Origin of the sequence: Adlercreutzia equolifaciens DSM 19450, assembly GCF_000478885.1 — a bacterium.
GTDB classification, from domain to species: domain Bacteria; phylum Actinomycetota; class Coriobacteriia; order Coriobacteriales; family Eggerthellaceae; genus Adlercreutzia; species Adlercreutzia equolifaciens.
Map to the genome: position 1 here is coordinate 2,562,732 of NC_022567.1, position 14,172 is coordinate 2,576,903.

At 64.0% G+C, this 14,172-nt stretch carries 10 protein-coding genes and 1 tRNA gene; 2 read left to right on the top strand and 9 right to left on the bottom strand.

All coding sequences use genetic code 11. The features are described from left to right. The 5 genes from AEQU_RS10375 to AEQU_RS10395 form a co-directional block, all read right to left on the bottom strand. Entirely contained in the window at positions 1–2,463 is a 2,463-nt protein-coding gene (locus tag AEQU_RS10375) for a molybdopterin-dependent oxidoreductase (RefSeq protein WP_022741230.1), read from the bottom strand. A gap of 192 nt (positions 2,464–2,655) precedes the next feature. Then, positions 2,656–3,126 carry a 23S rRNA (pseudouridine(1915)-N(3))-methyltransferase RlmH gene (gene rlmH, locus AEQU_RS10380; protein ID WP_041715546.1) on the bottom strand — a complete coding sequence of 157 codons (471 nt, stop codon included), beginning with the start codon at positions 3,124–3,126 and terminating at the stop codon, positions 2,656–2,658. A gap of 136 nt (positions 3,127–3,262) precedes the next feature. Then, positions 3,263–4,051, bottom strand: a complete 789-nt coding sequence (locus AEQU_RS10385) for an exodeoxyribonuclease III (protein WP_022741238.1) — start codon at positions 4,049–4,051, stop codon at positions 3,263–3,265. A gap of 66 nt (positions 4,052–4,117) precedes the next feature. Next, positions 4,118–5,818 carry an LCP family protein gene (locus AEQU_RS10390; protein ID WP_244874823.1) on the bottom strand — a complete coding sequence of 567 codons (1,701 nt, stop codon included), beginning with the start codon at positions 5,816–5,818 and terminating at the stop codon, positions 4,118–4,120. 230 nt (positions 5,819–6,048) lie between these two features. After that, entirely contained in the window at positions 6,049–8,274 is a 2,226-nt protein-coding gene (locus AEQU_RS10395; protein WP_022741248.1) for a MurT ligase domain-containing protein, read from the bottom strand. A gap of 375 nt (positions 8,275–8,649) precedes the next feature. Here AEQU_RS10395 and AEQU_RS10400 point away from each other — a divergent pair. Both AEQU_RS10400 and AEQU_RS10405 read left to right on the top strand, forming a co-directional pair. After that, positions 8,650–8,725, top strand: a tRNA-Thr gene (locus AEQU_RS10400). Between the two features lie 63 nt (positions 8,726–8,788). Then, positions 8,789–11,431: an excinuclease ABC subunit UvrA gene (locus tag AEQU_RS10405; RefSeq protein WP_022741250.1), complete on the top strand. Its 2,643-nt coding sequence runs from the start codon at positions 8,789–8,791 to the stop codon at positions 11,429–11,431. Here the strand turns inward: AEQU_RS10405 and AEQU_RS10410 are convergent. From AEQU_RS10410 to AEQU_RS10425, 4 genes are all read right to left on the bottom strand, one after another. Continuing rightward, entirely contained in the window at positions 11,404–11,823 is a 420-nt protein-coding gene (locus tag AEQU_RS10410) for a DUF4405 domain-containing protein (protein WP_022741253.1), read from the bottom strand. The genes AEQU_RS10405 and AEQU_RS10410 overlap by 28 nt on opposite strands. Then, complete coding sequence (locus tag AEQU_RS10415; protein ID WP_051353528.1) at positions 11,810–12,172, bottom strand: hypothetical protein; 363 nt, start codon at positions 12,170–12,172, stop codon at positions 11,810–11,812. The genes AEQU_RS10410 and AEQU_RS10415 overlap by 14 nt, the downstream gene beginning before the upstream one ends. A 149-nt stretch (positions 12,173–12,321) precedes the next feature. Further along, positions 12,322–13,524: an NrfD/PsrC family molybdoenzyme membrane anchor subunit gene (gene nrfD / locus AEQU_RS10420; protein ID WP_022741259.1), complete on the bottom strand. Its 1,203-nt coding sequence runs from the start codon at positions 13,522–13,524 to the stop codon at positions 12,322–12,324. Positions 13,525–13,539: 15 nt separating this feature from the next. Further along, positions 13,540–14,160, bottom strand: a complete 621-nt coding sequence (locus AEQU_RS10425; RefSeq protein WP_022741263.1) for a 4Fe-4S dicluster domain-containing protein — start codon at positions 14,158–14,160, stop codon at positions 13,540–13,542. Positions 14,161–14,172 lie beyond the last annotated feature (12 nt).

Here is a 14,172-nt window from a genome sequence, read left to right on the forward strand (position 1 = left end):
CTACGCCTTCTCTACTTCCACCAGCACGTCGTAGAATGCCGTGCAGGTTTGGGAAATGTGCTCTTCTGTGGGGTTCAACGTCAAGTGGGTCAGCGTCTGGTAGTTGCCCTCAATGGTGTAGTCGGGAGTCCAGCCGCTTTGGGTGGCCACCGTACCGGGCACGATGCCCTCGGTGACAAACACCTTCATCTTGCAGGCGCCACGATCGTTTGTGATACTCACCACGTCGCCGTCGGCAATACCGCGGGCTTTGGCATCCACCGGGTTCATCTCCAGCAGAGGCTCGTCCTGAATGCCCGCCAGCGCCGGAATACCGATGTGCTGGGTGTGCACGTTCATGCGGTCGTGGTACTGCAGAAACACGAGCGGGTACTTCTCGCCGAGCGGGCCCTTCGGATCCTCCAACATGGGCTTGTAGCAGGGCACTTCCTCCTCGAATTCCACCAGGTCGTCGTTGTAGAACGTGAACTTCGTGGAAGGCGTCTTGAACACGCCGTCGGCGAAGACGATCTGGGAGTCGTAGATGCCGTCGGGACGTCCCCAGATGCCCTCTTCCACGGCCTTGTCGAAATCGAAGCCCTCCCAAGCCGGATGCTCCTCGTTCACGAAGCTGCGCACCCATTCCTCGTCGGTCTTCGACCACAAATCGCCCAGGCCCACCTTGGCCGCGAGAAGCGACATGATCTCGACGTCGGACTTGCTCTCGCCAGCCGGCGTCACCGCGGGGCTCTGGAAGAACACCCAGGGCGAGCGATCGAGGAAGTCCCATTTCTCCCAGTAGTTGCAGGCCGGCAGCACATAATCGGAGCACTTCGCCGTCCAGGTCCAGTAGGGATCCACCGTCACGATGGTGGAGATGTTGGGCAGCACCTCATTGATGATCTTGTTGGCATCGGGGCTCATGTTGATGAAGTTCGAGTTCGCGAACCACATGAAGTCGATGGGATTGGGGTCTTTGGTGATGATCTGGTCGTAGAGCGTCGAGCTCTTCACCATGTTCACCTCGTTGGCGCCCGTGTCGGCCCACTCGTCATAGTTGAACGCCGGAATGGTGACGCCGGGGGTCGAGCGGATGGACGCCGTGCCGCCCGCGTGGGACGCACCGCCGCCTTCCACGCCAATGTAGCCAGCCACGGCGGCCAGCGTGGCCACAGTGCGGAAGGGCGAGTGGGAGTTATAGACGCGCTGCATGCCCTGACCCATACGAATGCCAGCCGGCTGGGCGTTGATGTAATCCATGGCGAAGGCCTCGATGACCTCGGGATCCAGCCCGGTGATCTCGGAGGTGTACTCCAGGGTGTACTTGGACACCTCGTCGCACAGGTGGTCGAAAGCGGTACGGCACGCCTCGCCGTTCACTTCGAAGGTGCCGGAAAGCGCGGCCGTCACGCCCTCGGTGGTGTTGGGCACCGCCTGGTTCGCGGCCGTGTCCCACACCATCCAGGCGGCGTCCTCGCCCTCGCCGTCGCGCAAGAGCGCGCCGTCGGACTCGCGCACGAGGAACGGTGCCACGGAGTTCGCGACGAGCCAGTCCTTCGCGTGCAGGTCCTTGCTGATGATGACGTTCATCATGCCGAGGGCCAGAGCCGGGTCGGTTTGGGCCTTGATGGGGATCCACTGATCGGCGATGGCCGCCGTGGAGCACAGGCGCGGATCCACGACGACGATCTTGGCACCGTTCTCGCGAGCCTTCACGAGGTAGCGGAACTCGGAGGTGTGGGTGTCGGCCACGTTGCGGCCCCAGAGCACCACCATCTTGGAGTTCAGGTAGTCGCGCGTGTCGTGGGCGCCGCGGCCCTGGCCGAAGCAGAGCGTCATGCCCATGGTGGCGCCATGGTCGCCCATAATGCCCTCGATGTCGAAGGCGGTGGCGCCATAGGTGCCAGCAAAACGGGTGGGTGCCTCCCAGGAGAGCTTCGACAGGTTGCCCGTGAACGAGTAGAAGCCGCAAGCCTTAGGGCCATACTGCGCCTTGGTGGCCTCCATGCGCTCGGCGATCTCGTCGATGGCCTGCTCCCAGGTGATCTGCTCGAACTCGCCGCTGCCGCGCTCGCCGGTGCGCTTCATGGGATGCATGACGCGCACGCTCTCATCGTGAGTACGCGTTCCCAAGCCGATGGAGCGCAGGCAGCAGTTGGCGTAGTCGTCGCGTCCAGGCATCTGGCCGGGGGTGACGGTGTAGATCTTGTCGTCTTTCACGCGAGCGCGAAGGTGGCAGCGCGAGGTGCAGTTCACCGAGCAGCAGGCACTCTTGTAGGTGAAGCCCTCCTCGGGATCGGCCACCGGGCCGGTCTCGGCCAGGGGCTCCTCCTCGGCGCCCTGCTTCGACGGTGCGCAGCCAAGGGCGCTGGCGCCGATGGCGGACGTGATGGTCAGCCATCCCGCGCCCTTCACGAAGGTGCGGCGGGTGACCTTGCCGTCCTTCACGATCTCGGTGGGAGCGAATTGCTCTTTCTCTTCCATACTCCTCCTCTTTCTCTCGTAAGAGCAGCGATGCGCATTGCAACGCTAAATCGCCTGAAAGAGGAGGGTTCATCCTTCATGATTGCGCCCCCTCTTGGCGAATGAGGCCAGTATAGGAAGAGGACAGCCGGGCTTCTGCCCAACATTGGGCAGAACGCTTTCCCACTTTTGACTGGACGTCGAGAAGAGACCCTACTTGTGATAGGGCTCGCCGCGGGAGATTTTGAAGGCGCGGTAGAGCTGCTCGAGCAGCACGACGCGGGCCAGGTTGTGGGGCAGGGTGATGGGGCCGAAGGAGAACGTCTCGTCGGCCCGGGCGCGCACCGCATCGCTCACACCGTCGGAACCGCCGATGACGAACGCGAGCTCGCTTGCGCCGCGCAGAGCCAGATCGTCCAGGTGACGGGAGAAGTCGACGCTCGAGCGCTGCTTTCCCTCGATGGCCATGAGGATGACGTGCGCCCCCTCCGGCACGGCCGCCAAAATGCCTGCGCCTTCGCGCTCGCGAGCCGCCTCCACACCGCCGGCCCGCGCCGGATCGACATCGGGAATCTCGGCCACGGTCACCTTCGCGTAGGGGCGCAGCCGCTTCAAGTACTCGTCGCAGGCCGCCACCCAGAACTTCTCCTTCAGCTTGCCCACGGCAACGACGGTTATCTTCAGCATGATGGATTCCTTTTCTTGGTGACTCTTTGCGTAGGGGCGGTGCTTGCGCCGCCCTTGGCTCCGAGCGGCGCCGTTGTCGGGAGCAAGGGCAGCCCAAGGGCTGCCCCTACGGAATCAGCCTACGGTAATGGATTTAGTCGAGGTCGAGCTCCAGGCCGACTGGGCAGTGGTCGGAGCCCTCCACGTCGTCGTAGATGCTCGCCGCCACCACCTTATCGCGCAGCTCGTCGCTCACGAGGAAGTAGTCGATGCGCCATCCCGCATTTGTCGAACGGGCACGAAATCGGTAGCTCCACCAGCTGTAGCGGCCCGTCTCGTCGGGGTGCAGCAGGCGGAACGTGTCGGTGAAGCCGGCGTCCACCAGCTCGGTGAACTTCCCGCGCTCCTCATCGGAGAAGCCCGACGCCCCGCGATTGGGGCCCGGGTTCTTCAGGTCGATCTCCTCATGCGCCACATTGAAGTCGCCGCACATCACCACCGGCTTCGGATCGCTGGCGCTGCCGTCGGGCAGCACGCCGGCCTCGAGCCCCTTGCAGAAGTCGCGGAACGCGTCGTCCCATTCCATGCGATGGTCGATGCGCGCAAGTTCCATCTGGGAGTTCGGCGTGTACACGTTCACGAACCAGAACTGGGGAAACTCGCAGGCCACGATGCGTCCCTCGGCGTCCAGGTACTCGTTGCCCAAGCCGTGCAGCACCCGCAGCGGCTCCTCGCGGGTGAACACCGCCGTGCCCGAATACCCCTTCTTTTCGGCGGCGCTCCAGTACTGGTGGTAGCCCGGCAGATCCAACTCCACCTGGCCGACCTGGCACTTCGTCTCCTGAATGGCGAAGATGTCCGCGTCGAAGGCGTCGAACACTTCCAGGAAGTTCTTCTTCAGCACAGCACGAATGCCGTTCACATTCCACGAAACAAATCGCATGGGACTCCTTTGCTCGCAAAAGGGCCCCAATGCGGGGCCCTTTCGGTTGATGAGATGCACGGCTTCCTACTGCCAATCGCTACCGATCAGGATGAGGAAGTCGCCGTCGTAGACGTACTCGCCGTCAGTGTTCTGCACGGCGCGGCCGCAGCCGAGAGCGTCGATGAGCTCCTCGGCGTAAACGCGCTGATCGGGCGTATCGAAGACGACCACGGTCTCCTCGTAGCTGAAGCTGTTCGCGTTGGAGGCGTCGGCGGTATACCCGAGGGGCTTGATGCGCTCGAGCGCCTCGGCGCCCACGCCGTTGATGCCGTTGCCGTTCTTGATAGTGACGATGCCCGTGCGCGTCTCGCCGAAAGTCTGGCGCTGCGTGCCGTTTGCGCCCTGCACGCCCTCGCTGTCGCTCGCGGCCGCCTTGCCGTCGCCAACGCTAGCGAGCACGGTGCCGTTCAACTCGTCGACCTCATCGGCCTCGGTGGGCGGAAGCCCCTCGCGCACGCGGCCCATCATGGTGTTCCACGCCGCCACGTCAAGCTGCTCGTACCACGTGTCGTTCTTATACTCGCTGATCGTCGGCTCCATGGCGGAGTAGATGTCCTTCGACGGATCGATGCCCTGCATGGAGGTGGCCAGCGCCACGATATCGCCCACTTTGAAATCAGTAGTGATGTACTGGGAAAGCGCGCTGATGGTGTTGGCCATGGTGGCCGGATCGGCCGAGAGAATCTTCTTGGCAATGGCGCCCAGCACCAGGCGCTGATTGGCCGCGCGGTAGCGGTCGCCGTCGCCGTACTCGTCGTAGGAGTGGCGCGAGCGGCACAAAATGAGCGCCTCTTCGCCGGTCAGGGTCTGTTCGCCTGCATCGACATGGCCGCCGGCCTCGTCGTCGTTGATTTCCATCGGCACGTCCACTTCCACGCCGCCCAGAGCGTCAACGACCTCTTCGAAGCCGTCGAAGTTGATCTCGGCATAGTGGGAAATGGGCACACCGGCCATCTGCGAAACCGTCTTGATGGCAAGCGCCGGGCCGCCGATGGCATAGGAGGCGTTCAGCTTCTGCAGACCGTAGCCCTCGATCTCAATCTCGGTATCGCGGTGCATCGACACCATGGTGACCTTCTTGTTCTGAGGATCGACGCGCGTGAGGATCATCGAGTCGGAGCGGAAGGTATCGCCGGCATACTGGGTCGATTGCTCGCGAGCGGCCGACTTGTCGGTGCCCATGAGCAGCATGTAGAAGGTGCCACCGTCGTATTCGGCCGGCGCCTCCAGGGCTTCCACAACCTCGGGCGTGATGTCCTCGTTCATCTCCTGCTCGATGCCGGAGATATAGGCCCACGCGGCCCCCGTGGCGCCGAGGACGCCCACCAACACAAAGGCCAGCACGCCGAGCAGAATGCGCTTGCGCTTCTTGCGGCGTCGATCCTTCGCGTAGTCATCACCGGTGGCCCCGCGGGAATAGGGGTTGGGCTCGGCCATGGGAGGCAGCACCGGCATGGCGTCGGCCACCGTTCCCTCGAGGGCAGGCTGCTTGGGAAGCGGCTGGGAGTGCCGCGGGTTGTTCGAGCCGACGGGCTGAGAATGGCGCGGGTTATTCGACCCCACCGACTGAGAATGACGGGGGTTGTTCGTCACCTTCCCTATGGGCTGGGAGTTGCGGGGGTTGTTGGCGCCGACAGGCTGCGAATGCCTTGGATTGTTCGACTTCCCCGTGGGCTGAGATGCGTGCTGCGCGCGGGGGTTGTTCTTGCCTGGAGTTTCGGCCATCCTGGAAGGTCTCGCTTTCGTGGTTCGTGTTTCCTGACAAGCAGAACCGCAAGCCGCACAGCGCCGCAAAGCCAAGAATTGCTCAATTCGAAGTAACATTTTGGCAAAGAATTGCCGAACGGCGCAACAAAATGGGCCCCATTACCAGTGAAAAGCCATAGGAGAACGGCAGATTGCCCACAACTTCGCCACGGATGCGCCGAGCAGGAGCATCAACATTGAAGCGTCTCCTACGACAGGCGCTTGACCATGGAGGCGTTGGCGGCGAGCTCGGCGCTATCATCAAGAGGAGCGAGATCGGCGGCCGGGGTTCCGGTGCGCTGCGTCCGGCGCTCGAGAGCGCGGGCGAGCAGCCAGTCGGCCACTTCCGGGTTCTTGGAAAGCAGCGGCCCGTGGGAATAGGTGCCCACGACGTTCTTGTAGCGGGCGCCCTCCACGCGATCGTCATCGTTGTTGCCGTGACCGCAGGAGGACACGACGCGGCCGAAACCTTCCACGCCCTCGCCCAGGTAGGTACGGCCGGCGTGGTTCTCATAGCCCACGACGGGATGGGCGGCCAGCGGAGATTCGAGCACCATGTTGTCGATGAGACGGTCGGCCGACGTGCCGGGGCGGCGCGTCTCCATGTCGATGAGGCCAAGGCCGGGCACAAGCTCGTCGCCCCACAGCCACTGGCGACCGAGAATCTGGTAGCCCCCGCAGATGGCAAGCAGCGGGCCGTCTCCTTCCACATAGGCGGCCAGCTCGTCGCGCATCGCCAGCAGCTGCTCGCTGGCAAGCTTCTGCTCGCGGTCGGGGCCGCCGCCCATGAAAACGAGGTCGACCTGGGAGAAGTCCACCGCCTCTCCGTGCTGGATGCGGCGCACTTCCACGGGGATGCCACGCCAGCGCAGGCGCTGCTCAAGGATGCGCACGTTGCCGCCGTCGCCGTAGAGGTTCAGCAGGTCGGGCAGCATATGGGCGATAACGACGGGAGGCTCGGAAGTGGCGGTGGCGGTGGCGGAAGCGGAAGCGGCTGCGTCGTGGGAAGGGGCCTTGGGGTCAGCGCCCTCAGCGTGCGACGGTGATGCCAGATCGGAAGCAGCGGGTTCGGCGGCCTCGGCGGGTTCGGCGACCTCCATAGCGTTCAGGGCGGCGTGCACCGGAGGCAGTGCCGTGTAGTTCGCAATAGCATAGACGGCAGCGTCGGCTGGCAGCACGGCGGCAGCGGTAAGCGCCCCCAAGCGAGCGAAAGCGTCTTCGATGTTCTCGATGACCGCCGCCTCAATGCCAGCGTACTTCAGGCGCACGGCCAAATCGTGGGCGCGCGAGCCGCCGGCAAACACCACCGTATCCGATTGGTCGGCAAGCTCTTCGAAATCGATATCCCAAATCCAAGAAATGTCGCGGCCATCAGCTACCTGGTCGTTGATGAAGAAGGCCACCATCTTGGGGCCCCGGTCGGCTTCCACGATCTTCAGGTTCTGGTTGAAGCCCGTGGGGTTCTTCGCCAGGTTCAGCAGCACGTCGCGACCACCCAGACGGTAACGCTGCAAACGGCCGTTGCGCGGGTTGAAGGCATCTTGGGCCCGCTGGAAATCGGCCGTGGGAATGCCCACCTCGCGGCAAAGGGCATAGGAGGCCACAAGATTGTAAGCGGCGTAGGGCGTCGGCTGCGGCGTATGCACCGATTCGCAGCCGGCCGGCCCGCAGACCTCCATGGTCACGCCCGAAGGCCCGATGGCGATGTCGCGCCCAGCGAAGTCCAGCGTCGGGCGCGCGAAGTCGCATTGGTCGCAGAAATAGTCGCCGAGCTGGCCGTACTGGCGGTAATGGTAGCGCACCATGCCGTCGCACTTCTGGCACATCTGGGCGTCGGTGACGGTGTTTTGGGCCAAGCCCATAGACTCGCTCAGGCCAAAGGCGACCGTACGATTGGGCACCTCATCGGCGATACGGGCGCACAGCGGGTCATCGGCGTTGTACACGAGCACGGTGTCAGGCGAGGCGGTCAACGCGCCCGCAATGGACGTTTGGATGCGGTCGATTTCGCCGCAGCGGTCGAGCTGGTCGCGAAACAAATTCAGCAGCAGCACATAGTTCGAGCGCAGATGCGGCAGCACGTGGGCAAGCCACAACTCGTCGCATTCGAAGACGCCCCACTGGGCGGCCGGCTGCTGCAGAAGCGCCGAGGAAATGCCGGCGGCCAGATTGGCCCCGGTGCGGTTGCAGATAATAGTGCGGCCGGAGGCTTCGAAAGCATCGGCCAGAAGGTTGTTCGTCGAGGTCTTCCCGTTGGTGCCCACCGTGATGACCGAGCCCTGCGTGCACTTGCCGCGCAGCTCATCGAGCAACGACGGATCAATCTTGAGCGCGATCTTTCCCGGCAGGTTGGCCGCGGGCCGATGCGCCACATGGCGCAACCCCCAGGTTGAAACCGCACTTGCCGCCTTCGCAAGCGAAAACCTCAAGCTCATACACGCACCTCGTTGCTCTTAAGGGGAGACGGCCGCGCGGATTGCCGCACGCAGGCGAGTCGAACCGTTCAGTTTCAACTCACGCTCCCCGTTTTTTCGATGGCGACCAGTATAGCGTTGGAGCGCCCTCCCCCGCCCCGCCCCACGGCCTTTCCAGATTAACCGAGCGAAGACACCGACTAGCCGATTCGCACATCTGGCACCCCCCTCGCGTCCAGCCGCACCCGAAAGAGCAACGCCGGCTGCTCGAGCCAGCGCGAATTCCTGCATTTCGATACCGTCATTGTGCGCATCTGGGGAATTCCCCCATGCGGCTGCTTGCGCAGCGTCGACCAGTTCGCTATACTAAACAGCCGCTTCGCAAGAAGCACTTTTGCCAACGTGGCTCAGCTGGTAGAGCAACGCACTCGTAATGCGTAGGTCAGCGGTTCGAATCCGCTCGTTGGCTCCAGACTTTGAAAGCGCCCCGCCCCGCCGCGGGGCGCTTTGCATATCGCGCGAGAATCGAGCCTCCATGGAACACATCGAAACCGCCACGCCTCTTGCCTTCACCGAGCCTACCGCCATTGAGGTGCGCGGGGCGCGGGTGCACAACTTGAAGAACCTCTCGCTGGATGTGCCGCTGAGGCAGCTCGTGGGCATTGCGGGCGTTTCCGGCTCGGGCAAAAGCTCGCTCGCGCTGGGCGTTCTGTACGCCGAGGGCAGTCGCCGCTACTTGGAGGCGCTTTCCACCTACACCCGCCGACGCATCTCCCAGGCCGGACGCGCCACCGTGGACGAGGTGCTGCACGTACCGGCGGCCCTCGCCCTGCGCCAGCGGCCCGGCATACCCGGCGTGCACTCCACGTTCGGCACGTCCACGGAGCTTTTGAACTACCTGCGCCTCATGTTCTCGCGCCTCGGCTGCCATGTGTGTCCCAACGGGCACGTGAACGCGCCGACCCTGAACGTGGCCGCCGAGCTGCCCATTACCTGCTCCACCTGCGGCGTGGAATTCTACGGCCCCTCCGCCGAGGACCTCGCCTTCAACAGCGGTGGCGCCTGCCCCACCTGCGGCGGCACCGGTGTCGTGCGCGACATCGACGAGTCCACGCTCATCGCCGACCCCAACCTTACTTTAGAAGAGGGCGCAGTGGCGCCGTGGCGCAACCTCATGTGGTCGCTCATGCCGCAGGTGGCCCGCGAGATGGGCGTGCGCACCGACGTGCCCTACCGCGACCTCACCGATGCCGAGAAGGACATCGTGCTGCACGGCCCCATGGAGAAGCGCCACATCCTGTACGTCCCCAAGAACAAAGACCATGCCACCGAGCTGGACTTCACCTACTACAGCGCCGTGAACACCGTGAGAAACGCGCTGGCGAAAGCGAAGGACGAGAAGGGCATGGCGCGCGTGGCGAAGTTCCTCTGCGAGTCGGTGTGCCCCGACTGCCACGGCACGCGGCTCTCCGAGAAGGCGCGGTCGTCCACCATCGATGGGCGCAATCTCGCCCAGGTGACGGCCCTGTCGCTGGACGAGTTGCGCGAGTGGCTGCCTGGCGTGGCCCCGTGGCTTCCGCCAGAGATGCGCCCGATGTGCGACTCCATCACGAGCGAGATGACCGAGCCAATCCAGAGGCTGGAGCAGCTGGGGCTGGGATACCTCACCCTCGACCGTGCCAGCGAGACGCTTTCGAACGGCGAGCGCCAGCGCGTGGCCTTAACGCGCGCCGTGCGCAGCCGCACCACCGGCGTCCTCTACGTACTGGACGAGCCCTCCATCGGACTGCATCCGGCGAACATCGAGGGGCTGCTGGGCGTCATGGACGACCTTCTGTCCGACGGCAACTCCGTGGTGATGGTGGATCACGACGTGGCCGTGCTGCGCCACGCGAACCACCTCATCGAGATCGGACCCGGCTCGGGCGCCGACGGCGGCCGCGTCATCGCCCAAGGGTCGGTGGCCGAGGTGGAGGCGAACCCGGCCAGCCGCATCGGGCCGTTTCTGGCAGGCACAGCGAAGGTGCGGGTGCGCACGCCTGTCGCACCCGAACATCTCTTCGACGAAGGAGCCATCACGCTGGAGACCGACACCATCCACACCGTGCATCCGCTGGAGGCGCGCATTCCGAAAGGGCGTCTGACCTGCGTGACGGGCGTGTCGGGCTCCGGAAAGACAACGCTCGTGCTAGAAAGCCTGGTCGCGGGGCTGAAGGCATCGCTGGCCGGCACGCCGCTGCCGGGGCATGTGCTGTCCGTGGACGCTCCGGGCATCGCGCGGGTCGATCTGGTGGACGCCACGCCCATCGGCGTGAACGTACGCTCCACCGTGGGCACCTACTCCGGCGTGCTGGACGATCTGCGCCGTGCCTTCGCCACTCTGCCGGACGCCAAGGAGCAGGGGCTGAAGGCGGGCGCGTTCTCCTCCAACACCGGATCCTTGCGCTGCCCCACCTGCGACGGCACGGGACAAATTTCCCTGGACGTGCAGTTCCTCCCCGACGTGGACATCCCCTGCCCCGACTGCCGCGGCAGCCGCTACGGGCGGGAGGCCTACGCCATTCAAATGGCCATCGAAGGCGGCGTCGAACTGTCCGCCGACGCCGAGATGGAGCGAGAAGCGACCCGCGAACCCGCCCCCTGCGGAGATATGGCGGCGGGACACGAGCATGCCGACGATTTCGAAAGCGTGCACACGCTATCGCTGCCCGAGGTGCTCACGCTGACCGTTGACCAGGCGCTTTCCGCCCTCGCCCATCTGAAGAAGGTGCGCGACAAGCTGCAGATCCTCCACGATTTGGGCCTGGGCTATCTCACTCTGGGCGAGGCCACCCCGGCACTTTCCGGCGGCGAGGCCCAGCGGCTGAAGCTCGCCAGCGAGATGCGCCGCAACCAGGACGACACCCTCTTCATCTTCGACGAGCCCACCATCGGGCTGCACCCGCTGGACGTGGAAACCCTCATCGACGTGCTGCAGAACCTCATCGAGCACGGCGCCACCGTCGTGGTCATCGAGCACGACCTGGACATGATCGCCAACGCCGACTACGTCATCGACATGGGCCCCGGCGGCGGCGAGACCGGCGGCCGCATCGTGGCCGAGGGCACCCCCGCCCAAGTGGCCGCCAACCCGGAAAGCCTCACCGGCCGCTATCTAGCGAAAGAATTGGAGGAATGACGGCGAAACACCGACATAACCACCGGTATACGCAGAACAATATGAACGAGCAGGGCGGCTAGTAGTACTTTGGCGGAAAGGGCGTGCACGGGATCCCAAAAATAGTAGCCAGTCGCATAAAGGCCCAAGGAGGGAAGCAGCGCCCCCGACACCATGATCCCCGACACGACGCAGAAAGCGAGTGCAACCAGCAGCACGCCGTTGAGCACGCGCTGCGTCCAACGGCCACGACCGCCTAGACCCTCACCGCTCATCACGACATGAGCAACCATAAGCACAAAGACGCCCACGCCGAGATATTCGTGCAAGGGCATCCCCGTCGTCGCCGGATTTGCGGTCACCAGATAGAAGGCAAGCAACATGATATCGAAAGCGATTCTAGGCACTCGCATCGCGCTCTCCCTTCGACAAGCCGTGTACGGCCAACCAAAGGCCGAGCACCAGCGTCACGGGCATGAGAATCCACAGGTTCAAGGACATATCGGAGGCCTGGTGGTAACGGCCAGTGAGAGTATCCCAGCCGTGGCACTCGACCGACGCGCAACCAGCCTCGGGACAACGCATCTCGCTGTGACCATCGGGTTCGGGAACAGCGTCGTACCCGTGGCACATGACACTTGCGCATCCGGCTACCGGACAAACAGCCTCCGCCGTCAGAGGATGCACACCCGAATCCGGCGCAAGAGCAAACCCCACCCGTGCCACGCCGGCGAAAACGGCGCCAACGATGGCGACAGCCATAAGCCGCTTTCGCCGTGTCTTTCTCCGCTTCAAACTGTTCACTTCGCTCGAATTCGCTTTCACCGCTCATCCTTTCCAAGGCGAAAAGAGCCGCAAGCGCGGGCCTGCGGCTCTTCGAAGGGAGGTCTCCACTCTCGGCGATAAAGCCGCTAAGCGGTCTTCTCCGTGAGATGGAGCGGGAGGTACCTCAAACCCAGTAGCAGCAGGAAGCCACCGAGAGCCACCACGCCCAGGGCTACGCCGAACTCCAAGGGGGTCGGCCAGTACACGAGGCCTTGGTAACCGAACAGCGACATGCCGGACTCCCAGTTCGTGATGGTCATCCGGTTGGCCACGTCGGCGAACTCGATGTTGGGAATCTGGAAGCCGCCCACCAAGATCTCGCAGCGCTTGCAGAACACACCGGCGATCACGAGCGCCGAGGCGAGAACCACGCCGCCCTTGGTGCGCAGCCGCGGCACGAACAGGATGACGCAGGCCAGCACCATGCAGGCGATCTGCGTCCAGAAGAACGGCGCCAAGGGGCCGGTGACCAGCATCGCCACCACATTGGCACCCTCGCCGCCGGGGAAACCGCTCGTCAGCAGATCGCAGGCGAAGAAATACAGATCGACGCAGGTGAACACCGCGAGCATCTTCGCCAGGTTCACCATGGAGGAGCGCTCGATGGTAAGACGCCCGGCCTTCTGCAAAGCGATGACCACGATAAGCACGAGCGCCGTGCCGCAGTCCAGCGCTGAGGCCACGAACCACGGGCCCATCAGGGCGGTGTGCCAGAACTCGTGGGCCGCCGACAGCGAGAAGATCCAAGCCGTCACCGTGTGCACGCCCACCGCCACCACCAGAGCAATGATGGAGATGACGCGGATGGCGGTGTGCGACATCTTCCCCGCATCCTCGCGCCGGTAGGCCCACAGGTACACGATGGAGAGAATGAGATAGGTGGAAAGCACGATGATGTCCCACATGAGCGGCGATGAGAGGTTGGAATAGACGAACAGCTCCCACAGGCGCAAGGGACCGCCCAAGTCAACCACCACAAAGCCGATGGCCACGCAGGTGCAGCAGATGCTCGTCCAAATGGCCACCCGCGAGATGTCCCCGAAGCCCTTCATACCGAAGGCGTTGGGGATGGAGCTGATGATGAGGCCGCCGGCGGACAGGCCCACGAAGAACATGAACAGGGTGATGTAGAAGCCCCAGGAATCGAGGTTGCGCATGCCGGTCTGAATCATGCCACCGGACAGCTGCACCATCCACAGGGCAACGCCGATGACAGCCACCACCGCGCAAGCGATGATCCCCACGGTCAGTCCGCGATGAGACGCGGCGCTTCCTTTCGCATCGTTCATAGCGTATCTCCCTTCCTAGACGAGATAGTAGACAGAGGGCTTGGTACCGAACTCGGTGTGCAGCTGCGTGTACTCGCGGCTGGCCAGAAGCTTGGACACCTCGGAGTTCGGATCGTCCAGGTCGCCGAAGTGGCGGGCACGACCGATGCAGTCGGCCACACAAGCCGGCTGCTCGCCGCGAGCCACGCGCTGGGTGCAGAAGATGCACTTCTCCACGGTGTGCTTCTCGTGCTTGGCGGCATCGGCGTCGCCCAGGGCGAAGTCGGCGTAGTAGGCCGGCTCCTCCCAGTTGAACGAGCGGACGCCGGTGTAGGGGCAGGCGGCCAGGCACATGCGGCAGCCGATGCACTTGTCGTAATCCTGGCGCACAATGCCCGTCTGCTCGTCCTTCCAGGTGGCACCCACCGGGCACACCTTGGTGCAGGCCGGGTTCTCGCAGTGCTGGCAGGCCACGGGCCAGTGCTGCATCTCGGGATTGTCCCAGGTGCCACCAGCCGTGTCAGGCGCGTTGCCGCCCTCGGTGAGCACGCGGTTCCAGATAATGTCGTTGGGGATGTTGTTGGCCACTTTGCACACGACCGAGCAGGTCTTGCAGCCAGAGCAGCGCTTAAGGTCGATGACCATTCCGTATCTCATGGGTTCCTCCTC

Bases quoted from the DNA above. Each gene is read 5' to 3' on its own strand.
- AEQU_RS10375 (WP_022741230.1), bottom strand. From the start codon at position 2,463: ATGGAAGAGAAAGAGCAATTCGCTCCCACCGAGATCGTGAAGGACGGC.
- AEQU_RS10385 (WP_022741238.1), bottom strand. From the start codon at position 4,051: ATGCGATTTGTTTCGTGGAATGTGAACGGCATTCGTGCTGTGCTGAAG.
- AEQU_RS10390 (WP_244874823.1), bottom strand. From the start codon at position 5,818: ATGGCCGAAACTCCAGGCAAGAACAACCCCCGCGCGCAGCACGCATCT.
- AEQU_RS10395 (WP_022741248.1), bottom strand. From the start codon at position 8,274: ATGAGCTTGAGGTTTTCGCTTGCGAAGGCGGCAAGTGCGGTTTCAACC.
- AEQU_RS10405 (WP_022741250.1), top strand. From the start codon at position 8,789: ATGGAACACATCGAAACCGCCACGCCTCTTGCCTTCACCGAGCCTACC.
- AEQU_RS10410 (WP_022741253.1), bottom strand. From the start codon at position 11,823: ATGCGAGTGCCTAGAATCGCTTTCGATATCATGTTGCTTGCCTTCTAT.
- AEQU_RS10415 (WP_051353528.1), bottom strand. From the start codon at position 12,172: ATGGCTGTCGCCATCGTTGGCGCCGTTTTCGCCGGCGTGGCACGGGTG.
- nrfD (WP_022741259.1), bottom strand. From the start codon at position 13,524: ATGAACGATGCGAAAGGAAGCGCCGCGTCTCATCGCGGACTGACCGTG.
- AEQU_RS10425 (WP_022741263.1), bottom strand. From the start codon at position 14,160: ATGAGATACGGAATGGTCATCGACCTTAAGCGCTGCTCTGGCTGCAAG.